Annotated in this window: 21 protein-coding genes; 9 read left to right on the top strand and 12 right to left on the bottom strand. The window is 67.5% G+C overall.

What is annotated here, in order from left to right; genetic code table 11:
• The first annotated feature begins 19 nt into the window (after window positions 1-19).
• Entirely contained in the window at window positions 20-1,486 is a 1,467-nt protein-coding gene (locus IE92_RS0106770; protein WP_030147744.1) for a DHA2 family efflux MFS transporter permease subunit, read from the top strand.
• The gene (locus tag IE92_RS0106775) at window positions 1,483-2,226 is read left to right on the top strand and encodes an SDR family NAD(P)-dependent oxidoreductase (protein ID WP_030147745.1); all 744 of its coding nucleotides are present in this window, start codon (window positions 1,483-1,485) and stop codon (window positions 2,224-2,226) included. The genes IE92_RS0106770 and IE92_RS0106775 overlap by 4 nt, the downstream gene beginning before the upstream one ends.
• 50 nt (window positions 2,227-2,276) lie before the next feature.
• Here the strand turns inward: IE92_RS0106775 and IE92_RS0106780 are convergent, their stop codons facing one another.
• The 3 genes from IE92_RS0106780 to IE92_RS0106790 form a co-directional block, all read right to left on the bottom strand.
• Entirely contained in the window at window positions 2,277-3,284 is a 1,008-nt protein-coding gene (locus IE92_RS0106780; protein ID WP_030147746.1) for an aldo/keto reductase family protein, read from the bottom strand.
• A gap of 69 nt (window positions 3,285-3,353) precedes the next feature.
• Window positions 3,354-4,055 carry a response regulator gene (locus tag IE92_RS0106785; protein WP_030147747.1) on the bottom strand — a complete coding sequence of 234 codons (702 nt, stop codon included), beginning with the start codon at window positions 4,053-4,055 and terminating at the stop codon, window positions 3,354-3,356.
• Window positions 4,052-5,299, bottom strand: a complete 1,248-nt coding sequence (locus IE92_RS0106790; protein ID WP_043321618.1) for a sensor histidine kinase — start codon at window positions 5,297-5,299, stop codon at window positions 4,052-4,054. The genes IE92_RS0106785 and IE92_RS0106790 overlap by 4 nt, the downstream gene beginning before the upstream one ends.
• Window positions 5,300-5,392: 93 nt before the next feature.
• Here IE92_RS0106790 and IE92_RS0106795 point away from each other — a divergent pair, with 93 nt between their 5' ends.
• On the top strand, window positions 5,393-6,424 hold the full coding sequence (locus IE92_RS0106795) for a magnesium and cobalt transport protein CorA (RefSeq protein WP_342666411.1): 1,032 nt from the start codon (window positions 5,393-5,395) through the stop codon (window positions 6,422-6,424).
• A 73-nt stretch (window positions 6,425-6,497) separates the two neighbouring features.
• On the opposite strand, the gene IE92_RS17245 is transcribed toward IE92_RS0106795, so the two are convergent.
• Both IE92_RS17245 and IE92_RS0106805 read right to left on the bottom strand, forming a co-directional pair.
• Entirely contained in the window at window positions 6,498-7,850 is a 1,353-nt protein-coding gene (locus IE92_RS17245; RefSeq protein ID WP_156027446.1) for a M23 family metallopeptidase, read from the bottom strand.
• A gap of 316 nt (window positions 7,851-8,166) precedes the next feature.
• Entirely contained in the window at window positions 8,167-9,039 is an 873-nt protein-coding gene (locus IE92_RS0106805; protein ID WP_030147751.1) for an exodeoxyribonuclease III, read from the bottom strand.
• Window positions 9,040-9,115: 76 nt separating this feature from the next.
• Here IE92_RS0106805 and pyrE point away from each other — a divergent pair, with 76 nt between their 5' ends.
• The gene (gene pyrE, locus IE92_RS0106810) at window positions 9,116-9,664 is read left to right on the top strand and encodes an orotate phosphoribosyltransferase (protein WP_030147752.1); all 549 of its coding nucleotides are present in this window, start codon (window positions 9,116-9,118) and stop codon (window positions 9,662-9,664) included.
• Window positions 9,664-13,029 carry a septum formation family protein gene (locus IE92_RS0106815; RefSeq protein WP_030147753.1) on the top strand — a complete coding sequence of 1,122 codons (3,366 nt, stop codon included), beginning with the start codon at window positions 9,664-9,666 and terminating at the stop codon, window positions 13,027-13,029. The genes pyrE and IE92_RS0106815 overlap by 1 nt, the downstream gene beginning before the upstream one ends.
• 76 nt (window positions 13,030-13,105) lie before the next feature.
• On the opposite strand, the gene IE92_RS0106820 is transcribed toward IE92_RS0106815, so the two are convergent.
• Window positions 13,106-13,474: a VOC family protein gene (locus IE92_RS0106820; protein WP_030147754.1), complete on the bottom strand. Its 369-nt coding sequence runs from the start codon at window positions 13,472-13,474 to the stop codon at window positions 13,106-13,108.
• A gap of 63 nt (window positions 13,475-13,537) precedes the next feature.
• Between IE92_RS0106820 and IE92_RS0106825 the strand changes: the two genes are divergently transcribed.
• Window positions 13,538-13,996 (top strand): MarR family winged helix-turn-helix transcriptional regulator, encoded by a 459-nt coding sequence (locus IE92_RS0106825; protein ID WP_030147755.1) that lies wholly within the window; start codon window positions 13,538-13,540, stop codon window positions 13,994-13,996.
• 57 nt (window positions 13,997-14,053) lie between these two features.
• On the opposite strand, the gene IE92_RS0106830 is transcribed toward IE92_RS0106825, so the two are convergent.
• The 5 genes from IE92_RS0106830 to IE92_RS0106850 all read right to left on the bottom strand — a co-directional run bounded on the left by IE92_RS0106830 (window position 14,054) and on the right by IE92_RS0106850 (window position 18,444).
• Window positions 14,054-14,866, bottom strand: a complete 813-nt coding sequence (locus tag IE92_RS0106830; RefSeq protein WP_030147756.1) for an HAD-IIA family hydrolase — start codon at window positions 14,864-14,866, stop codon at window positions 14,054-14,056.
• Between the two features lie 138 nt (window positions 14,867-15,004).
• Window positions 15,005-15,670: a metal-dependent transcriptional regulator gene (locus IE92_RS0106835; RefSeq protein ID WP_030147757.1), complete on the bottom strand. Its 666-nt coding sequence runs from the start codon at window positions 15,668-15,670 to the stop codon at window positions 15,005-15,007.
• A 104-nt stretch (window positions 15,671-15,774) separates the two neighbouring features.
• Window positions 15,775-16,677, bottom strand: a complete 903-nt coding sequence (locus IE92_RS0106840) for a metal ABC transporter permease (RefSeq protein WP_030147758.1) — start codon at window positions 16,675-16,677, stop codon at window positions 15,775-15,777.
• 31 nt (window positions 16,678-16,708) lie between these two features.
• Window positions 16,709-17,533, bottom strand: coding sequence for a metal ABC transporter ATP-binding protein (locus IE92_RS0106845; RefSeq protein ID WP_081863979.1), 825 nt, complete (start codon window positions 17,531-17,533; stop codon window positions 16,709-16,711).
• Window positions 17,530-18,444, bottom strand: coding sequence for a metal ABC transporter solute-binding protein, Zn/Mn family (locus IE92_RS0106850; RefSeq protein ID WP_081863978.1), 915 nt, complete (start codon window positions 18,442-18,444; stop codon window positions 17,530-17,532). The genes IE92_RS0106845 and IE92_RS0106850 overlap by 4 nt, the downstream gene beginning before the upstream one ends.
• An 88-nt stretch (window positions 18,445-18,532) precedes the next feature.
• On the opposite strand from IE92_RS0106850, the gene IE92_RS0106855 reads away from it, so the two are divergent.
• Entirely contained in the window at window positions 18,533-19,168 is a 636-nt protein-coding gene (locus IE92_RS0106855; RefSeq protein ID WP_030147761.1) for a TrmH family RNA methyltransferase, read from the top strand.
• Between the two features lie 27 nt (window positions 19,169-19,195).
• Here the strand turns inward: IE92_RS0106855 and IE92_RS16545 are convergent, their stop codons facing one another.
• A complete protein-coding gene (locus tag IE92_RS16545; RefSeq protein WP_043321616.1) occupies window positions 19,196-19,555 on the bottom strand; it encodes an SdpI family protein in 360 nt (119 codons plus the stop codon).
• 95 nt (window positions 19,556-19,650) lie between these two features.
• Here IE92_RS16545 and IE92_RS0106865 point away from each other — a divergent pair, with 95 nt between their 5' ends.
• The gene (locus tag IE92_RS0106865) at window positions 19,651-20,355 is read left to right on the top strand and encodes a hypothetical protein (protein ID WP_051701730.1); all 705 of its coding nucleotides are present in this window, start codon (window positions 19,651-19,653) and stop codon (window positions 20,353-20,355) included.
• Window positions 20,352-22,562, top strand: coding sequence for a YhgE/Pip domain-containing protein (locus tag IE92_RS0106870; protein WP_030147763.1), 2,211 nt, complete (start codon window positions 20,352-20,354; stop codon window positions 22,560-22,562). The genes IE92_RS0106865 and IE92_RS0106870 overlap by 4 nt, the downstream gene beginning before the upstream one ends.
• Window positions 22,563-22,587 lie beyond the last annotated feature (25 nt).

The raw sequence follows: 22,587 nt of genomic DNA on the forward strand, positions 1-22,587 counted from the left end.
CAACACCGAAGGACTCCCCATGACCGCAACCCCGCGCGCCCAGATCGCGCAGCCCACCCCACCATCCTCGGCCGCTCGCGCTACCAATCCGCGTCCGATCATCGCGCTGCTGCTCATCGCCGCATTCGTGATGATCCTCAACGAGACGATCATGGGGGTGGCCCTGCCGCACCTCATGCGTGACTTCGCGATCGATGCGGGAACCGCCCAGTGGCTCGCCACCGGCTTCATGCTGACCATGGCCGTGGTGATCCCGACCAGCGGCTTCCTGCTCAACCGCTTCCCGCTGCGCGGACTCGCGATCACCGCTATCGCCGTCTTCACCGCGGGAACCCTGCTTGCGGCCCTGGCTCCGAGCTTCGCGGTGCTCCTGATGGCCCGCGTCCTGCAGGCCGTGGGCACCGCGATCATGACGCCGCTGCTGAGTACCACGATCCTGAACGTGGTGTCGGCCGAAAAGCGCGGCCGCACGATGGGCGGTATCGCCATCGTGATGGCCGCCGCTCCGGCGATTGGCCCCACCGTCTCCGGCCTGATCCTCAACAACCTCAGCTGGCGCTGGATGTTCTGGTTTGTGTTCCCGGTGGCAGCCGCGACCCTGATCGCCGCAATCTTCACAATGCGCAACCTCACCGAGCGTCGCCCGGCGAGCCTCGACATCCTCTCCACCGTGCTCTCGGCGCTGGGTTTCGCGGGCCTGATCTACGGCATCAGCAGCCTGGGCGAGGAGGCGACCGGGCACGCGGGCGTCTCGCCGCTGGTCCCGCTCGGCGTGGGCGTGATTGCGCTCGGACTGTTCATCTGGCGGCAGCTGGTGCTCCAGCGCACCGACTCGGCCCTGCTGGATCTGCGCACCTTCACTAACCGCTCGTTCACCATCGCCGTGATTCTGGTGTTCTTCAGCATGCTGGCCCTGTTTGGCGCGCTGATCGTACTGCCGCTCTTTGTGCAGAACGTGCTCGGCCTGACCGCGCTGCAAACCGGACTGATGATGCTGCCCGGCGGGCTCATTATGGGGATCTTCGCCCCGGTTTCCGGTGCCCTCTCCGACCGTTTCGGGCCGCGCTGGATCGTGCTGTTTGGCACCGTCGTGTCCTCGCTCGCGCTCTGGCTGTTCTCGGGGACCGTGGGGGCGGGCACCGAGTCCTGGCACATCGTCCTGCTGCTGATGCTGCTCAATGCCGGGCTCGGCTTCACCCTGACCCCCCTGCTTTCCTCGGCGCTGGGAAGTCTGCGTCCCTCGCTCTACGCCCACGGCAGCGCGACCGTCAACACCCTGCAGCAGGTGGCCGGGGCCACCGGAACGGCCCTGTTCATCACGCTGATGACCAATGAGACCACGCGTCACCTGACCTCGGGCGAGAACCCGCTCCTGGCCGGTGCCGCGGGAGCGCACGCGGCGTTTACCGGGGGCGCGATCCTGTCGCTCCTGGCCATCGTACTGGCGCTGTTTATTCGCAACCCACACAAGGAGGAAGCACAGTGAAACTAGACGGTAAGGTCGCCATTATTACCGGCGGCGCGGGCGGGATCGGACGCGGATTAACGCGGGTATTTGTGCGCGAGGGCGCACGGGTCCTGTTTGTGGACACCAATCGTGAGGCCGGGCTCGCGCTCGAGGCCGAGCTGGGCGAGCGGGCGATGTTCCACCATCGAGACCTGTCCACCGAGGGCGCGGCCGAGGCCATTCGCGAGGCCGCGCTGATCGCCTTCGGGCGGCTGGACGTGCTGGTGAATAATGCCAACCGCTCGACCCCGGCACCGCTGCTGGACACCACCCCGGAGATCTGGGCGCAGGCGTTCGGGTCGAGTTTCACCCCCACCCAGCGCCTGATGATGGTGTGCCACGATCTGCTCGCGGAATCCGGCGGATCGATCATCAACTTCGCCTCGGGGGCCGGGCTCACCGGGAGTCCGACCCAGGGTGCGTATGCGGCGGCGAAGGAGGCGATCCGCGGGGTCTCCCGGGTCGCGGCCAACGAGTGGGGTCCCGAGGGCATCCGGGTCAACGTGGTCTGCCCCTACGCGCTCACCGAGGGCGTGAAGTGGTGGACCGAGAACTATCCCGAGCAGGCGGCCGCGGCCCTGGCGAGCGTGCCGCTGGGACGGATCGGCGATGTTGAGGCCGATATCGCCCCCGCCGTGGTGTTCCTGGCCGGGGACGATTCGCGCTACATCACCGGGCAGACACTGATGATCGACGGTGGAGGCCTCATGGTCCGCTAAACGGCGGTGGCCCCGGGAATTCCCGGGGCCACGCGTGTTGAGGGGATCGTTTAGGACGGACGACCGGCCGGGGATACCAGCTTGGCCGGGTCAAACTCGGCCACCGGGCGCAGCGCGGTATCGATCGCCGCGAGCACGTCGGCGTCGAGCTTCACACCGGCGGCGCGGGCGTTATCGGCCACCTGCTCGGGACGCGAGGCACCCACGATGGCCCCGGCGATGTTCTTGTTCTGCAGCACCCAGGCCACGGCCAGCTGGGCCGGGGTCAGCCCCAGGTCGGCGGCGATCGGCACGAAGCCGGTCTGCACGGCGGTCAGGATCTCCTCGGTGAGGTAGCTCTTGATCATGTTCGCACCGCCCTTTTCATCGGCGGCGCGGCTACCCGCGGGAGCAGCGGCACCGGGCAGGTACTTGCCGGTGAGCACACCCTGGGCGACCGGGGACCAGACGATCTGCGAGATCCCCAGCTCCTCGGAGGCGGGCACAACCTCGGCCTCGATGACCCGCCACAGTGCGGAGTACTGCGGCTGATTGGAGATCAGCGAGAAGCCCAGGTCCTTGGCGAGGGCCTGGCCTGCGCGCAGCTGGTCGGCGCTCCACTCCGAGGTGCCGATGTAGAGGGCCTTGCCCTGGCGCACGATGTCGGCAAAGGCCTGCATCGTCTCCTCGAGCGGGGTCTCATAGTCGAATCGGTGTGCCTGGTACAGGTCGACATAGTCGGTGCCGAGGCGAGTAAGGGAGCCGTTGATCGACTCCATGATGTGCTTACGGCTGAGACCCGAGTCGTTGTGACCCTTGGGGCCGGTGGGCCAGTACACCTTGGTCAGAATCTCCAGCGATTCGCGACGCTGACCCTTCAGGGCCTCGCCGAGAACCACCTCGGCGGCGGTGTTGGCGTAGGTGTCGGCGGTGTCGAAGGTCGAGATGCCGGCTTCGAGGGCCGCCTGCACGCTGCGAATCGCGATGTCGTTTTCGACCTGCGAGGCGTGGGTCAGCCAGTTACCAAAAATGATCTCCGAGATCTTGAGACCGCTGTTTCCGAGATATCTGAATTCCATTTCTTGAGCGTACAGCTCGCGCCGCGGCCGTGACCGGTTGTGGTGCTCGCTTTGAGCGAACGCCGGCGGTCAGGAGGCGTCGCTCGAGGGATCCTGCCGGGAGCTTCCGGGAATGACCAGTCCGTGTTCATAGGCGAACACCACCGCCTGGATCCGATCGCGCACCCCGAGCTTTTGCAGCACCCGGGACACATGGGTTTTCACCGTCGCCTCGCCCACATACAGGGTGCCGGCGATCTCCTGGTTGCTGAGACCGCGCGCCAGCAGCTCCAGCACCTCGCGCTCGCGCTCGGTGAGCTCGGTGATCGGCGGGGCGGGGGCCGGGGCGACCGGGGTTTCGGGCCGGGCCAGCGCGGGGGCGAAGCGTTCGATCACGCGTCGGGTGAGCGCCGGGGAGAGCAGCGCGTCCCCGCCGTGCACCACGCGGACCGCGTCGATCAGCTCCTCGGGGGAGGAGTTCTTGAGCAGGAACCCGGCGGCTCCGGCCTCCAGGGCCGCAAACAGGTAGGCGTCCTCGTTGAAGGTGGTGAGGACCAGGATCGCCGCCGAGCTCTCGCGCAGCTTTTCGGTCGCGGCCAATCCATCCATACCCGGCATCTGGATGTCCATGCAGATCACATCGGGCTTCAGCTCGGCGGCGGCGGCGATGGCCTCCAACCCGTTCGTGGCCTCGCCCACCACCTCCATATCGGGCTGGGTGCCCAGGATGATGCGGAAACCTGCACGCAGAAGGGCCTGATCATCCACCAGCAGAATGCGAATCGGGCTCATCGGGTGACTCCTTCGGGCAGGGCGGTGAGGTCATAGGGGACAAAGGCGCGCACCAGGTATCCGCCGCGGGTGCGCGGGCCGTATTCGAGCCGGCCCTCGACCGCCGCGATCCGTTCCCGCATCCCGAGCTGACCGTGTCCGGACTGCGGATGGGGGATCGGCATCGCGCCGGTGTTGGTGATTTCCAGCTCGACCCCGTCGCTCAGATAGCGCAGACGCACGTCGGCGGTGGCCGCCTGACCGCCGTGCTTGCGGGCGTTGGTCAGGGACTCCTGGGCCACCCGGAACAGCGTGAAACCGGTCAGGTTGGAGACCGGTACCTCGGTGCCCTGGATCTCAAACCGGGTGGGGAGCCCCGCATCCTCGCTCGCGTGAATCAGGGCGGGCAGGCCGGACAGGCTCACCGTGGAGGGCGCGTCCTCGAGGCTTGGATCCGCCTCCCGCAGCGTGCCCAGCAGCCCGCGAAGCTCGCTGATCGCCAGGCGGGCGCTGGTCTCGACCTGGTGCAGGGCGGTGCGGGCGGCGTCGGGGTCCCGATCCAGCACCATTCGTGCGGCACCCGCCTGCACTCCCATCAGCGAGACGTGGTGGGCGACAACATCGTGCAGCTCGCGGGCGATACGTACCCGTTCCAGTGCGACCGCCTGGCTGGAGCTGAGAGCCCGCTCGCGTTCGAGTTCGGTGGTGAGTGCGCGTAGCTGACGCTCGCGCAGACGCACCCGGTAGGCGATCTCGCCCATGACGTAGGCCCCGGCGAAGTAGAGGATGTTGATCAGAATCTGCGCGAGCATAAACGCGACCAGCGGGGAGAGCGCCCCCACCTGCGGGATCCCGGAGACGAGGTGGGTGTTGGTGGACTGAATGAACATGCCCACCACCAGGAACACGAACATTCCGGCGATCATGAGCATGCGCATCAGCCGGGCGCGATCCCGATTCTCCACCACGGCCCCGACGGTGTAGATCGAGAGGAACAGGACCACATTGGCGAGGAGCTGCTCGGCGACACCCAGGAGGGCCGCCACCACAAAAATGGTTCCGGCCGTGAACATCACCAGGACCGGATAGCTGCGCCGCCACGCCAGCGTGGCGCACAGACACAGCGAGGTAACCACACCCACCCACAGCGGCGCCGGATGAGCGAAGATCCCCATCTGCTGGTAGAGCGCCAGACTGAGGAGGGCACAGACAAACAGCACGGCCGCTAGGACACGGTCAAACCTGATCTCGGCACGGGTAGGCATAGCTTCAGCCTAGGTGACACCCGTGCCGTGCCGCCCCACGTGGCGATCAGCGAGTGTACGGGGGAACTGGGCTACGGTGAGAATCGACGGTGGATGTGGGAGGAAACCAACATGGTCATGATCGACAATGCTGTGTACGTGGCGGGTGTTCGCGTGGCATCTCCGCTGGGGATTGATCAGACCCTGCCGGCCCTGGAATCGCACCCCGACGGGTTCGCCTGGGTGGGGCTGTACCGCCCGGATTCCGCCGAGCTGCACGCGCTGGCCACCGATTTTGGGGTGCATGAGCTGATCGTCGAGGACGCCTCCCAGGGACATCAGCGTCCCAAGTTTGAGCGCTACGGCGAGACCTCGCTCACGGTGCTGCGCTCGGCGCGCTACCTGGACGCCGAGGAGCGGGTGGACTTTGGTGAGGTGCACGTGATCACCGGGCCGCGCACCGCCATCGTGATCCGCCACTCCGAAGCCCCCAACTTTGCCGAGACCAGGCGCGGCCTCGAAGCCGAACCGGCGCGGCTGGCCGAGGGCCCCCAGGCCGTGCTCTTCGCGGTCCTGGACGAGATTGTTGACGGCTATGAGCCGGTGCTCGCCGGGCTGGAAAACGATATCGATGAGATTGAGGACGCCCTGTTCTCGGGCGGACATGAGCAGTCCCAGCGCATCTATGAACTCTCCCGCGAGGTGATCGCGTTTCAGCGCGCGGCGACCCCGCTGCCCGGCATGCTGGTCTCGATGGCCGCGCGGTTGCCGGCCGACGCGATCGAGCAGCGCCGAGCCCTGCGCGATGTCGGCGACCATGTGACCCGGGTCATTGAGCGCGCCAGCGCCTATCGCAGCCTGCTGGAAAACGCACTCACCGTGAATGCGGCCCTGGTGGGGCAGCGTCAAAACGATGAGACCCGGATCCTGACCGAGGCGAGCCTACGGCAGAGCGAGGAGATGAAAAAGATCTCCAGCTGGGCGGCCATTATCTTTGCCCCGAGCCTGATCGGGTCGGTGTACGGCATGAACTTCCACAACATGCCCGAGCTGAGCTGGGAGTGGGGATACCCGTTCTCGATCGCGCTGATGGTGGGCTTTGCCGGGCTGCTCTACGGGATCTTCAAGAAGAAGCACTGGCTGTAGTCGGACGAGGTGTGCCGCGCGGGACGTGGAGTGTCCCGAACACTCGCGCGGGGCACGAGTGTGGTGCGGCTGGTTAGACCGGGACGCCCTTGCTGCGCAGGAACGCGGCGGGATCGGTCATCTCGCCGTTGACCTCGATCTTGAGGTCGAGGTGCGGGCCGCTGACCACACCGGTCGCACCCACGCCGGCGAGGATCTGTCCGGCCTCGACGGTCTGGCCAACCGTGACCTCGGCGGAGCCGGTCAGCAGGTGGCCATACAGCGAGACCTCGCCGTTGCCGTGGTCCACGATCACCCGGTTACCGAAGGCCCCGGCGTTGCCCACGAAGGTCACGGTGCCGCCGAAGATCGCGCGCACCGGGGTTCCGGAGGCACCGGCGAAGTCCATGCCCTCGTGGAAGCTGTTGGAGCAGCCGACGCTGTTACAGATCAGACCGCGCGGACCGTACGGTGAGGTGATCGGTCCGGGCAGCGGACGCCACCAGCCCAGGGCCGAGGGGCCCGCATACGCTTCGAGGGCGCTGGAGGCGTTGTAGCCGGTGGGGGCCATGGCGCCGCGGCTGGTTTCGTAGGTTCCGCGGTCGATGTCTTCCACCGATGCGGCGGCGCTCACGGTCAGGGTCTGCGGTGCCTTGGACTCGCCGCGAATCAGCTGCATGGCCGAGTAGCTGGTGGGTCCGGCGGCGGAGGCCGAGGAATCGATGGCGAACGCGGGGAGCGCGGCGGTTCCAAACAGGGCGGGGACGATCAGGGCCGAGAAGACCGCGCGACGCAGCGGACGACGGGCGGCTCGGGGTCCCTGGGGGCGACCGGTGCGCCGGGCGGCGGATGCCGCGCGCTGGGTCTGGGGACGCGAACCGCGCTTGGTCCGGGGCTCGTGGGTGTGCGCGCCGTCGGTGTGCGAGGCCGAAGCCTGTCCGGCGGCGGGAACTCCGCCGAAAATCTCGTCGAAGGTGGGGACGCTGAAGCTGGGGGCGGAGGACGCCGGGCTCGCGGCCGAAGCAGTCGCGGCCGAAGCGCTCACGGAGGAAGTGGCCGCCGGCTCTGCGGGTGCGGCGGGACGCGCAGCGGGTGTCGCGGGTGCAGTGGACGCCGCCGGTGTGGCGGATTCGGCGATGGCCGCGGGAGCAGAGTCGGTCTGTTCCGGTGTCGTGACTGCCGGTGCCGGGGCGATGAACGCGGCGGCTTCGGTTTCGGCGAGCGACTCGGAGACCGCGTGGGTCGACGCGGGACGGGTGGGTGCCTGCGCCGGAAGCGGTGCCGAACCGGCGATGCCGGTGGCCACCGAGGCGACGCCGTGGTCCTCGATCGGGTCGAGCGCGCTGGTCGGGGTGATGCTGGCGGGAGCGATGGTCGCGGCGGCGGCACTCTCGGCCTCACGCGCTGCACGCAGGGCGCGACGTGAGGGCAGGGGTGCAGTAGCCACCCGTTCGCTCTCGGGTGTCGTGCTCTGGTTCACTGAATTGCTCCAAAATGGGCATGGCTACCGCGGGCAGTCACACCGGGTGGGTGATAAAGACGGGGTGTTGCGGAATGGGGGAGAGCCCCTTTGAGGGGCATCTTTTCGCAACGGCTAGACCCAAGACTAACGGAATCTCGCGGATTTTGCCTGGAAAATTCCACAAAAGTAACAAAACCATAACGGCACGCCCCGGAATTCCGGGGATCCGCGGGTGATATTTAAAAAACAGATGCGACTAATAACGTACGTAATCCGACAACACCTGTTTTATATAAGGTGACTAGCCGAAGATCATCGGCATGTCATCGTCCTCACCCTCGAGGGCCACATCCACCACCACGGGAACGTGGTCGCTGGGGCCGTCGCCCTTGCGCTCGTCGCGGTGGATCGAGGCGTCGGTGACCAGGTCGGCGAATCCGCGTGAGCCGAGGATAAAGTCGATGCGCATCCCCTCGTTCCGTGGGAAGCGCAGCTGGGTGTAATCCCAGAAGGTATAGCCCTCGGGCACCAGCGGCCGCACCACATCGGTCAGCCCGGCGGCCTCGAACGCGTGGAACGCCGCGCGCTCCTCGGGGGACACGTGGGTCGAGGACCCCACGGTGAAGCTCGGATCGCCCATGTCCGCATCAAACGGTGCCACGTTCCAGTCGCCCATCAGCGCCAGGGGAAGGTCGGGATCCGCGGCCAGCCAGCGCTCGGTGTCGGCGCGCAGGGCGTCGAGCCAGGCGAGCTTATAGTGCCAGTGCGGATCGTCAAGCCCGCGACCGTTGGGCACATACAGGCTGTACAGGCGCAGCCCGTCGATGGTGGCACCCAGCGCGCGCGCCTCCAGCGGATATCCCTCGGCGTCGGTTCCGGGAGCGGTGGGATCCAGCGGGACCGGGGGCTTCTTGGCGAACCCGGGCATCCCCGAAAACTCGTGGGTGACCTCACTCATGGGCAGACGGCTGGCGATGGCCACACCATTCCACTGGTTCAGCCCGTGGATTTCGACCTCGTAGCCGGCGGCGGTAAACGCCTCGATCGGGAACTGTGCGGGCTTGCACTTGATCTCCTGCATCGCCAACACGTCGATGTCCTCGCGGACAAGCCAGTCCACCACACGGTCGACGCGGGCACGGATTGAGTTGACGTTCCAGGTGGCGATTCGCATATCTCCACCGTAGCGCCCGCGAGTTCCCCACGCGCGGACCGTGCGCGCGGGTGCGCCGCACCGTAAACTAGGGTCCGTGACCGACGCACGTGAAAAACTTATTGAATTTATCAAGGCCGATGCCGTGTTCCACGGTGACTTCACGCTCACCAGCGGGAAGAAGGCTACCTACTATGTTGACCTTCGCCGGGTCAGCCTGGACCACCGGGTTGCGCCGCTGATCGGCCAGGTCATGATCGACCTGATCGCCGACATCCCCGACGTGGTGGCCGTGGGTGGCCTCACCATGGGTGCCGACCCCATCGCCTCCGCCGTACTGCACCAGGGCGCCGCCCGCGGGCTGAGCTACGACGCCTTCGTGGTGCGCAAGGAGCCCAAGGACCACGGTCGTGGCCGCCAGATCGAGGGCCCCGACCTCGAGGGCAAGCGCGTGATCGTGCTTGAGGACACCTCGACCACCGGTGGATCGCCGCTGCAGGCCATCGAGGCACTGAAGAAGGTGGGTGCCGTGATCGCCGGTGTCGCCGTGGTCGTGGACCGCAACACCGGTGCCAAGGAAATCATCGAGGCCGAGGGGTACCCGTACTTCTCCGCCATCGGTCTGTCGGACCTGGGGCTCGAGTAGTGGCCGGGGACAACGGGCGCACCCCCGAGGACCACGATTCCGAACCGCTGCACATCCCCGCCCACGAGGGCGAGGGGGAAGCGACCCCGGCGATCCCGGCTGCCTCGGGGGACCCGTTGTCCCCGACCGATTCCGACTCCGAACCCGACTCCGGCCCGCTCGGTACCGAGTGGCTGATGGCCGCGCTGGCCAATACGGACACCATCGAGCTGTCCAGCATCTATGAGGCCCTCGGTGAGGAGCCGCCCGCCGAGCCCGAGGTGGCGGACACCGCGGAGAGCGTCTACGAGGCGCTCGTGCATGAGCCGGGCGAGGTGGTTCCGCCAACCGAGGTAATTTCGGTGGTCCCGCCGACCGAGGCGATTCCCGTTGTCTCGGATGCCGAGGCAAATCCAGCAGTTCCCGATCCCACGGTGGTTCCGGCCGCCGAGGCGACCCCGGTACTTCCCGAGCCCGAGGCGATTCCGTTGGCCGATGAGGCCCCGGCGGCCGCAGGGTCCGGCGCTCCCGAGCCCGAGCTGCCCGATCTTCCCGAGCCGTCCGGCGATGAGCCGCGCAGCCACGAAGCCTCGGCCGCCTCCACAAACTTTGATGAGCTCATCGCGGTTCCCACCGAGACCGCGGCCCTGCGCCTGCCCACGCGCGGATCCGCGTTCCCCCTGGCGGGGATCGCCCCGCTGACGCCCGAGGTGCCCGAGGCCGATGCACCCGAGGCTGAAACTCCCGAGGTCGAGGAGTCGGCATCCGCTCCGGGGATTGCTCCCTCGTTCGGCGTCGCGCCGCTCCCCCGGGATGCATCCGTTTCGGAGAGCGCCACCGTCGCGAACGATGCGGTCTTGGATGCGCCCACCGAGGCCTTTACCCCGAGCGCCGTCGTGTCCGCCGCCGATGAACCCACGGAGGTCCTTACTCCCAGCGCCGTCGTGCCCTCCGCCGATGAACCCACGGAATCGGTGGCCGAGAACTGGGATCAGACCCATCTGCGCGCAGAACCCATCACCGTGATCCGCCCCGATGACGCCCCTCCGCTGCCCCACCGCACCGAGCTACGTGCGGCCGCCGCCGCGGCCGAGGCTGAACGTCTGGCACAGCGTGCGGCCGCGGATGCCGCCGAAGCCGAGGATCGGGCCACGGTGGCGGTGGAGTCCGAGCCCGTCCACTCCGCGGATGCCCCGGCTCCCGAGATTCCCGCGTCCAACGATTTCCACGACACCAACGCGTCCGCCCTGCCGATTATCCGGACGGCGTCCAGCCCGCGTCCGCTCGTCGAGCCTCACGCGGAGCAGCCGATCGAGGCCGACCTCGACGATGAGCCCGCCTTCAGCGTCGGGGATGCGACCCCGTCGGTGGTGCTGCCCGTGCCGGGCACCCACCGTGAGTCAGAGCCGATCGCGAATCCCGCCGGCGAAGAGTCTGCCCCGGCCGCATTCAACTGGGGTCTCACCCCGAACGATCAGCTGGACCCCTCCATTCACGCCGACGAACGTCTCGCTGCGGCGTCGGCCGCTCCGGCCACCCCGGCCGTGCCTGCGGTTCCTGCGGTACAGCCGGACGTTCCGGTTCTGCCTCCGGTGGTGGCGGACATCGTGGATCCGGGAGCGGATGCCGTGCGGACCACCTCGGAAGCCGAGCGGCTCACCCCTGAAATCGCACAGTCCACCGCGGAAACCGAGCAGTCGATTCCGGAAACCGAGCAGTCTGCTCGTGAGACCGCACAGTACACCCCGGAATCCGAGCAGTCCGCTCGTGAAACCGAGCAGTCTGCCCCGGAAACCGTGCGGCCCGCCCCGGCGGTGAGCCCCGATCCGGAGAGCGCGCCCACGGTCACCCCCGCGGTAGCCCCGGCCTTATCCGGATTCTGGAGCGTTGCCGGCCCGGCCCCCGTGCCCGCGGCTCCGGTCGCGACGCAGCCCGAGCCGGAAACCAGCATTTTTGTGACTCCGACCCCGGCAGCGAGCGAACCTGAGCCGGTGGCATCGGAAGTGCTCGAACCCGCGGCGGCCGAATCGGCAGCGCCGGTATTCGCGCCGGTGCCCGCACCTAGCGAACCTGCACCTAGCGAACCTGCACCGGGCGAACCGGCATCGAGTGAACTGGCATCAAGTGAACTGGCATCAAGTGAACCGGCATCGAGTGAACCGGCATCGAGTGAACCGGCACCGGGCGCACCGGCGGCACCGATCCAGGTGGCAGCCCAGGTTGCCGAAGGCTCGGCTCAGCCCGCGGACCCCTCGGCTTCGGCGCACTCCGGTGAGGCCAGCGTGCGCGATCTGGTCGCCAGCGTGCGCGATCGCCGCGGAAACCACGCGCCCGAGATCCCCCTGGATCTCCCGGCCGAACCCATCGCCGCGGCCTCCGCACCCTCCGCGGAGGACACCCACACGGCCCCGATCGACCAGGCGCTCCTCGCCGAGCTCATTCGCGATCAGGAACCCGCCGCCGGGGTGGATGCCACGGTGGCCGGGACCATCGTGCCGCCGATGACCGGCTCGATCGAACTGCCCCCGCTGACCAGCGAGATTCCCCTTCCCAGCGCGGCCGTGACGCTGACCCCGGACCCCGAAACGACCCTGTTCCCGGTTCCGGTGCCTACCGAGGCAGCTTCGACCTCGGCACCCACCACGGCGCCCTCGACCTCGGCACCCACCACGGTGCCCTCGACCTCGGCACCCACCACGGTGCCCTCGACCTCGGCACCCACCACGGTGCCCTCGACTTCGGCCCCTGCCGCCGCGCCCTCGACTTCGGCCCTTGCCCCAGCAGCCTCGACTCCGGCACCCCCCGCGCCTCCGCGCCCCGGCAAGCCCGGTGGGGGAACCTCGGGTGGTCGTGGTTCGGGTCGTCGAGTCGGCCTGCTGGTGGGAATCGGTATCGGATTCCTCGCCCTGCTGGGGGTGCTGTTCTTCCTGAGCAACACGATCGCCGGCGGCTTTGGACTACCCACCTCCGCCTCCTCCAGCGCCGCACCGAGCCCCACCGCGACTCAGGAAACCCCGGCCGCGACGGCACCGCACGCGTGGAACACGCTGACCGGCGGCGAGTGCATCGCCCCGTTCACCGATGCCTGGGCGACCGAGTTCACCGTCGTGGACTGCGCCCAGCCCCATGCGGCCCAGCTGCTGGCCCCGGTGGCGATCGCCGCCGAGTCGGACGCCCCGTTCCCCGGGGAGGCAAGCATCGTGGCCGGATCGGCCCTGGCATGTTCGGCCCCCGAGCGGATCGCGGTTGGCGAATACACCGACCTGCAGGTTCAGGCCGCATTCCCCATCACCGAGCAGCAGTGGAATGACGGCCAGCGCAGCTACCTGTGTTTCGTGACCCGCAGTGGCGGCGAGCCGCTCACCACGAGCGTGCTGCCCGGCTAAACACCACGAGAAGGTGGTGCGCGCCGCACCACTCAGACGCCCGATCGAGAGAATTCTCGGTCGGGCGTCTTTCGTTCTAGGCGCGGTCGTGGAGGGTGATCTGATAACCGTCGAGGTCGGTGAACGTGAACGTGCGCCCGAAGGGACCATCGATCGGGGCGGCGGTAATGGTGTGCCCATCGGCGCTCAGCGCGTCATGGATCGCCTGAACCTCGGTGGCGTACAGCCAGATCGCGACGCCGATTCCCGGCTGGGGGACGGCATCCAGGTTGGTGCCGGGCAGCACGCTCCGCAGCGCAAATGCGATCGGCTTGGTTTCGAACACCACGGCGTGCGGGGGACCGGCGGGGGAGCGGGTGAGGCCGAGGTAGTGCTGGTAGAACGCCTGGGAGGCGTCCAGATCGCGAACCTGCAGGGAGATGAAGTCGGGACCGAGAGCGGGCATGTGGATATTCCTTCCGAAGATGTCAGTTATCTGACACGGATCAATCTATGTCATACTACTGACATGAGTCAAGACGGCGAGATCATCCACCTCGATACCTCCCTGGGCTACCGGTTGAAGGAGGCATCAACCGCGCTGCGACAGGCGATGGAGGAAGCCCTGCGTCCGCTGGGTATGACCATCACCCACTACTCCTGCCTCGAACTCCTGGCCCAGCGCCCGGGGCTTTCCAACTCCGAACTCGCCCGCGGATCGTTTGTCACGCGTCAGTCGATGAACGTCTTGCTGCACACCCTCGAGCGGGAGGGACACGTGACTCGGCCCGACGAAGCGCCGGTGGGAAAGGTGCTCCCCACCAGCCTGACCCCGCTCGGGCGACGGGCCCTGGAGCGGGCCAGTGCCGCCGTTCGCGGTGTGGAGCTGCGCATGCTGGACGGACTCACCGAGACTGAACGCGGCGATGCGATGCGCATCCTGGAGAGCATGATTCGTTCCCTGCGTGGGGAGTCCGCACCGCGCTAGCTCGCGGATACACGAAGCCCCGGCCGAGAATCTCGGCCGGGGCTTCGTGAGTGCGCGCTAGGCGATGGGTTCGTAGTTTTCGCTTTCCGCGGGCGGGTGCAGCAGGTCCTTGACGCTGTTCAGGATCTCGTCCGGACGGAACGGGTAGCGACCGATCTCCTCGTCGTCGCTGATGCCGGTGAGCACCAGCACGGTGTGCAGTCCCGCCTCGATGCCGGCGACGATGTCGGTGTCCATGCGGTCACCGATCATGCCGGTGTTCTCCGAGTGGGCGCCGATCTTGTTGAGGGCGGAGCGGAACATCATCGGGTTGGGCTTACCCACCACGTAGGGCTCAAAGCCGGTGGCCTTGGTGATCAGCGCGGTGATCGCGCCGGTCGCGGGCAGCGGGCCCTCGCGGCTCGGGCCGGTGGCGTCGGGGTTGGTGGAGATGAACTTGGCACCGCCACTGATCAGGCGGATGGCCTTGGTGATCGCCTCGAATGAGTAGTTGCGGGTCTCGCCCACCACCACGTAGTCGGGGTTGGTCTCGGTCATGATGAAGCCGGCCTCGTGCAGCGCGGTGGTGATGCCGGCCTCGCCGATCACAAACGCGGTGCCGCCCGGCTTCTGGCTCTTCAGGAAGGCGGCGGTGGCGAGGGCCGAGGTCCAGATACGGTCCTCGGGGACCTCGAGACCGGAGGAGCGCAGGCGCGCGCTCAGGTCACGCGGGGTAAAGATGGAGTTGTTGGTGAGCACCAGGTAGGGCTTGCCCTCGTTACGCCACTGCTCGAGGAGCTCGGCGGCTCCGGGGATGGCGCGGTTCTCGTGCACGAGAACGCCGTCCATGTCGGTCAGCCAACATTCGACTTCGGCGCGCTTCTGCGTCATCGGTACTGCTCCCTCTACTGGGTGAACGGGTCAGTCCCAGTCTATGGGACCACGATGCCCGGACGGCTGCACGGTTTCCCCGAAGCATGCCCGTCGGGCGCGTCGGATCGGGGCCCAGAGTGCGCCGGCAAGGGTCGACTAGTGACCGGTGGAGACCCAGATCATCTCGTCGGCCCCGATGGACAGCACGATGTTGGTGGTGCCCACGCGCAGCACCGGGGTCGGCGACAGGGTCACCAGGGTGATGGTGCTCCCCGGCCCGATCCCGTGCTCGGCCAGCTGGCGCAGCATCTCGGGATCCCGGTCGCGAATGCGCACCACGGTGACCTCGCTGCCCGGGGCGCAGTGCGCAAGGGTTGTGGCGTTGGGGCGGATGACCTCGCCGTCGGCGGTGGGGATCAGGTCGCCGTGGGGGTCGATGGTGGGGTTGCCCAGGCGTTCGGCGATGGCGTCCAGCAGGCGGTCGCTGATCGAGTGTTCCAGCACCTCGGCCTCATCGTGTACCTCGTCCCACGTGTAGCCCATCTCGTTCACGAGCCAGGTTTCGATCAGCCGATGCCGGCGAATCACCGCCAGGGCCCGCAGACGTCCGGTCTCGGTGAGGCTGATCGCCCCGTACCGCACGTGGTCGGCAAGCCCGGCGGCGGCAAGCTTCTTGACCATCTCGGTCACGGTCGAGGGGGCCAGGCCCAGCCGGGTCGCGAGCACCGAGGGGGTGATCGGGGCATCCTGCCACTCGGTGAACGAGTAGATGGTCTTCAGGTAGTCCTCGTGGGCGTCCTCATAGCGGGTGCTCAGCGGCATCGGGCTCTCCTCGGTGGCCCGCACCGGGTAGCGGGTCCGTATCCAGGGTACCCGGACCCCCGCGAATTGCCGGGAGGGATGGTGAACTCAGCCCTGCTGCCCGCCTAATTCACCCCGACCAACACCCCCGATTCCGGTGCCCGCGAGGTCTGCGCCGCCCGGCGGGAGCGCAGGGCGCTCGGTAGCAGGCCGCCGCGTGGGCCGAGGATCAGCGCGAGCATAAACAGCGCGGCCTGAGTCAGCACCACAACCCCGCCCACCGAGGCGTTGAGATAGTACGCCGCATAGACGCCCACCATCGAGGAGAGCAGCGCGGAGGCCACGGCGATGGGCAGGATGCGGGACATGCGTCCGCTCACCAGTAGTGCGGTGGCCCCGGGGATGATGAGCATCGCGACCACCAGAATGATCCCCACCGTCTGCAGGGTGATGACCACCACCAGGGCCAGGATCAGCAGCAGCAGGATCCGCAGCCCGCGCACCCGGATGCCCAGGGTGTGTGCCTGAACCGGATCGAACGCGTACAGGGTCAGGTCGCGTCGCTTGAGTAGGAGTACCGCGCCGCTGGCGAAACCCACGATCGCGACCAGCAGCAGATCGTTCACGCCGACCCCCAGAATGTTGCCAAACAGGATGTGGTTGAGATCCACCTGACTGGGGAACACCGAGTTGACGGCGATCCCCAGCGCAAACAGGCTGGTGAACACCACACCGATCGTGGTGTCGGATTTCAGGGTGGTGCGGGACTGAAGGGCACCGATCAGCCCGACCGCCCCGGCCCCAAAGATGAAGGCTCCGAGGGCAAAGGGCACCCCGATCATGTGGGCGAAGACCACGCCGGGAAACACCGCGTGGGAGACCGCGTCGCCCATCAGCGACCAGCCGATCTGCACCAGCCAGCAGGAGAGCAGCGCACACACACTCGCCGAGATCAGGGTGGCCACCAGGGCGCGGGACATGAAGCCGTGGCTGAGGGGCTCGGTAAACCAGGTGAGGATGTCGGTCATGCTGAATCTCCAGAGGTCGGGGGAAGACGGGTCACGGGGCAACCCCGAAGGTGAGGGCCAGGTTTTCCGGACGCAGGGCGGTGGCGGGGTCGCCGTGGAAGAGGATCCGCTTATTCAGCAGGATCACCTCGTCGCACAGTTCGGGGATTCCGGCGAGGTCGTGGGTGGCCACCAGGAGGCTGCGGCCCTCGTCGCGCAGTTCGCGCAGGACGCCGGTGATCAGGGTTTGCGAGACCGCATCCACACCGCCGAAGGGCTCATCCAGCAGCAGGATGCGCGCATCCTGGACGATGCCGCGTGCCACAAACGCCCGCTTACGCTGTCCGCCGGAGAGCGCCCCGATGGGACGGTCGGCGAGGTCGGTCAGGCCCACCCGCTCCAGGGCGGCGGCGACCGCCGCGCGGTCGGCGGCGCGGGGCCGGCGGGTGAACCCCAGGTGGCCGTAACGCCCGAGCATCACGACCTCGCGCACGCTGATCGGGAAGTCGCGATCGATCACCTCGGTCTGCGGGACAAACGCCACCAGCCCCGCGGGGCGGGCGGCGGCCGGGTCCTTCCCCAGCAGGCGGATCTCGCCGCGTGCGCCGGGCAGCATGCCGATCAGCGCCGAGAACAGGGTGGATTTGCCCGAGCCGTTCATCCCGACCAGCCCGGTGACGCTGCCCGGAGCGAGGTCCAGGGTGACGCCGGAGAGGGCGATCACCGACCCGTAGGCCACGTGTAGGTCACGCACGTGGATCGCGGCGGCGCTCGCCGAGGCCTCCGTGGTGCGCGGCTCGCCCGCAAGATCGCCGCTGGCGGTGGCGGTGGCGGGGACGGGGGCGGCCGGGTGCTGTCCCGGGGTCCGGGCGCTCATCGGCTCAGCCCGTCGGCGATGAGGTCGAGGTCATAGCGCAGCAGTTCGAGATAGCTGCCAACCGGGGGACCATCGGAGAGTGAGTCGACATACAGTGGCCCGGCCAGGGTTGCACCGGTCGCCGCGGCCACCTCGCCCTGGGCCTTATCGCTCACCGTGGACTCGCAGAACACCGTGGGCACTTGGCGTTCGCGCACCTGGGCGATCAGATCGGCCATCTGCTGCGGGGTACCCTCGTTTTCCTGGTTGACCGCCCAGAGGTAGCCTTCCTCTAATCCGGCGTCCCGGGCGAGATAGCTAAAGGCACCCTCGCAGGTGGCCAGGAAGCGCCGGTCCGCGGGGATCGTGGACAGTCGCTCGCTCAGCCCGTCCCGTACCTCGCCAATCCGTGCGGCATAGGCCTCGCCGCGGCGGGTGAATTCCTCGGCGTGCTCGGGCACCAGATCACCGAGGGCGCGGGCAATGTTGTGCACGTAGACCTGTCCGGCGGCCGGGGACATCCAGGCGTGCGGGTTGGAAGCACCGGCCTTATCGCCGACGGTGATCAGGATCGGATCGATCCCCTCACTCAGAACCACCCGCGGCACGTTCGGGGTGAACTGGTCAAACCAGCCCTCCAGCGCGAAGCCGTTTTCCAGCAGCAGTGAGGCACCGGCCACATTGCGAATGTCGTGAGGTGTGGGCTCATAGCCGTGGACCTCGGCACCGGGTTTGGTGATTGATTCGACCCGGACGCGGTCTCCACCCACCTCGCGGGCCATATCGGCGATCACCGTGAAGCTGGTGAGGACGAGGGGCTTTTCTCCGGCGGTGGGCGTGGTGTGGCCGCCCTCGTCCAGCAGGGAACAGCCGGTGAGGCCAAGGGCGGTCAGGGCGGTGAGAGCGATCAGGCGCAGGGTTGGTCGGGTCATGGAGAAACCATAGCTTAACTTTTCGGTGCACCGAAAACTTTCCGTGACCGATGCCGGAATTTGCGTGTGGGGCGGCTACGCTTAGGGGATGACCGAGCCGCAGGATGCCCCGACCCATGAACTCTCCACCGCCGGAGTGGGGCCGTGGGTGGGTGAGTGGCCCGAGGAAGACCACTTCGATCACGAGCTGCTGCAGCACGGTGACACCCGCAATGTGATCGACCGCTACCGGTTCTGGAAGATGGAGGCGATCGTCGCCGACCTCGACGAGCACCGCCACCCGTTCCACGTGGCCATCGAAAACTGGCAGCACGATATGAACATCGGCTCGATCGTGCGCAGCGCCAACGCATTCGGCGCGGACACCGTGCATATCGTGGGCCGTCGGCGCTGGAATAAGCGTGGGGCGATGGTGACCGATCGCTACCAGCACGTGATCCACCACGAGTCCATCGAGGCCCTGGTTGCCTGGTGCGCCGCCAAAAACCTGCCGATCATCGGCATCGATAACGTGCCCGGATCGGTGATCCTGGAAACCTTCGAGCTACCCGAGCGCTGCCTGATGCTCTTTGGCCAGGAGGGCCCGGGCCTCTCGCCCGAGGCGATTGCCGCCTCCGAATCCGTGGTGGAAATCACCCAGTTCGGTTCCACTCGCTCGATCAACGCCTCGGCCGCCGCCGCGGTGACGATGCACGCGTGGGTCATGCAGCACGTCGCGTTCTAGTGACGGTGCCTGCGGGCGAGTAATGTTCTAGGCTTCGGCGGCGGCCGCTTTTTCGGCCGCGCGTGTGCCGATGCCCAGGCTGCCCGCGACCCAGGCGAGGATCCAGCCGGCCCCCACGAGAACCACGATATAGCCGGTCTCGATCGGGATAAATGCGGCGATGACGCCGCTAATTGTCGCGCCGATTCCGCCGATCATCGTGGGCTTTGCGACCGCGCGATGCGCCGCGTCCCAGGCCGCATCGGATTGCAGGGTCGTCGGGTTGCGCACGCCCATCAGCATGTTGCGCTTGAGCCTGCCCTGGCCTCCGCGCCAGCCCATCCAGGTGATGAAGATTCCTCCGATGGTGATGGGGATCGCGGTCAGCAGTGACGTCAGTGTCTCCATGCCTCAAGCCTATGATCTCAGCGCATAACTTGCGATTTTTGTACCGACGAGTCTAAACTGACTAGTCAGTACAAAAGATGAGAAAGGTCACGATAGTGACGGCACTGCTTCAGGCGAATGACATCGCCCTCAACGCGGCTCGTGGTTCGGTCTACGGCCCCCTCAATTTCACCCTCGACGCACCCTTCGGTGTGGTGACCGGTACCCGCGGCAGCGGCAAGACCTGCTTCCTGCTCACCGCGGCGGGCCGGATGAAGCCCAGTTCGGGCACCCTCACCGTGCGCGGTGCCGAGGGCCTGAGCGCCCTGCGCAACCAGAGCGCGATCGCCGGGTTCGACGGGATCGACACCCTGGAGGAGGCCGTCACCGTCGGTGATGCGGTCACCGAACGCGCCCGCTGGAACGCCCCCTGGTACGCCCTGGTGCGCCGCTTTGACGACGTCGCCGTGGTGCGGGCGCTGGTTCCCGCGTTTGGGTCCCACCCGATCCCCGCCGCCAAAACCATGATCTGGGACCTCGATGAGGACACCAAGCTGTTGCTGCGCATCGGCCTGGCCCTGATGGACGCCCCCGACGTGCTGATCGTGGACGGCATCGACCACGTGCACGACCTGCGTGCGCAGGCCGCCGTGATCACCCGCCTGGGCGAGATCGCTGCCTCGGGCATCGGCGTCCTGGTTTCCGCCTCCGCCTTTGAACCCGCACTGTATGCCGGCGTGAGCGTCCCGGTCACCGAAATCCCGGTGTCCCAGGCCTCCCCGGCCCCCCACGCTCAGACCCTCCTGGAGGAACTCGTATGATGTCGCTCGCGTCCGCGGGGACCGAACTGACCCGCTTCAAAAAGGGCACGCTGCCCAAGATCTCCCTCGTGGTTTTGCTGTTCATTCCGCTGATCTACGGTGCCCTCTACCTCTGGGCATTCTGGGCACCCACCGACGAGATGAAGAACCTGCCGGTGGCCCTGGTGAACGAGGACAGCGGTGCCACCATGGACGATGGAACCCGGGTCAACGCCGGGGATAAGGTCGTCGATAAGGTGCTCGAGGGTGGCGACCTCAAGTGGAGCAAGGTGGACGCCGACACCGCCCGCAAGGGCGTGTCCGATGGCACCTACTACTTCTCGGTCACCATCCCCAAGGACTTCTCGGCCTCGGCCGTCTCGGTTGCCGACGACAAGCCCGAGCAGGCCAAGATCGACGTCGAATTCAACGACGCCAATAACTTCCTCGCCTCGACCCTCGGCCAGAGCGCGATGACGCTCCTGCGCAACGCGGTGACCGAGCAGGTCAGCGAACAGACCGCCAACACGATGCTGGTGGGCGTGAGCACCCTGGCCGACGGCGTGCGTCAGGCCGCCGATGGTGCGGGAACCCTCGCCGAGGGCGCGGGCACCCTGAACGATGGCGCGGGCGAACTCGTGGTGGGGCTCAACACCCTGGCCGATGGATCCGGCAAGCTCTCCGATGGCGCCAACACCCTGGCCAGCGGAACCGACACCCTGGGCGCGGGAACCAAGACCCTCGCCGATGGTGTGAGCAAGGCCGCAACCGGCGCGGGCACCCTCGCCGGCGGCGCCAAGACCCTCTCCGACGGACTCGGCCAGCTCGCCGAGAAGACCCCGGCCCTCGGTGCCGGTGCCTCCGAACTGAACACCCAGGCGGCGGCCCTGCCGGGCCAGGCGGCTCAGCTCAACGACGGCGCTCAGGCGCTGGCAGCCGGTGTGGGCACGCTGCACACCGGCGCGGATCAGACCGCGCAGCTGGCCGGAGCGATCCGCGACGCGATGGCCAACCCGGCCACCCAGAACATGACCGTGGCTCAGTTCAACGAGTTCCTCGCGAGCAAGGGCATCCCGATGGACAAGCTCGCGGGCGCAACCGCCGGAATTTCCGCCGGCACCGCCCAGGATTCCACGCTTGCCGCGGGTGCCACCAAGCTCGCCGGGGGAACCGCCCAGCTGGCCCAGAAGGTCCCGGCCCTCCAGCAAGGCATCGGATCCCTCGCAGCCGGCGCGACCGGCGTGAACGACGCCGTGCAGAAGCTCAACACCGGTGCCGGAACACTGTCCTCGGGTGCGGGAACCCTCGCCTCGAGCCTGAACCAGGCCGTCCCCGGTGCCAACCAGCTCGCCGACGGTGCCGCCAAGCTCAACACCGGTGCGCACACCCTGGCCTCCTCCTCGACCCAGCTGGCCGACGGTGCGCGGAGCGCCGCGACCGGTGGCGAAACCCTGACCGACGGCACCCAGAAGCTTGCCGAGGGGAGCGATGAGCTGGCGACCAAGCTGGGCGAGGGTGCCGAAAAGGCCCCCGACTACTCGACCGCTCGCATCGATCGCACCGCGCCCGTGGTGGCGAATCCGGTCGGGCTGGCCACCACCAACGAGAACAAGGCCGCCAGCTTTGGTGAGGGCTTCGCGCCCTTCTTCATCGCCCTGGCCGCGTTCGTGGGTGCGCTGATCACCTGGCTGATCCTCCGTGCCCTGCCCACCCGCGCCCTCGCCGGACGCACCTCGGGCCTGCGTGCTGCGCTGACCGGATTCATCCCGGCCGCCGCGATCGGCCTCGGCCAGGTGGTCATCATGATGCTGGTGCTCGTCTACGGCATCGGACTGCAGCCGGTCTACTGGGTCGCCACCGCCGCGTTTATGTACCTGACCACCCTGGCGTTCCTCGCCCTGCAGCAGATGTTCATCGTGCTGCTGGGTAGTGCGACCGGCCGCGTGGTGAGCCTGGTTCTGCTGATGCTGCAGCTGAGCTCATCGGGTGGAACCTATCCGGTGGAGACCACCCCCGGCTTCTTCCAGATCCTGCACCCGGTGATGCCCGCGACCTACGTGGTCAACGGTTTGCGCCAGCTGATTACCGGAGGCGTCGACGCCCGCTTCTGGATCGCCCTGGCCTATATGATCGGACTACTGGTGATCAGCTTCGCGATCTCCGCCTATGCTGCCGGTCGCCAGAAGGTATGGACCATGAAGCGGCTCAGCCCGGAACTCGCGATCTAATCGCCGGTCGATGTCCATCCGTGTG

The organism is Mycetocola saprophilus (assembly GCF_000718085.1).
Lineage (GTDB): Bacteria > Actinomycetota > Actinomycetes > Actinomycetales > Microbacteriaceae > Mycetocola > Mycetocola saprophilus.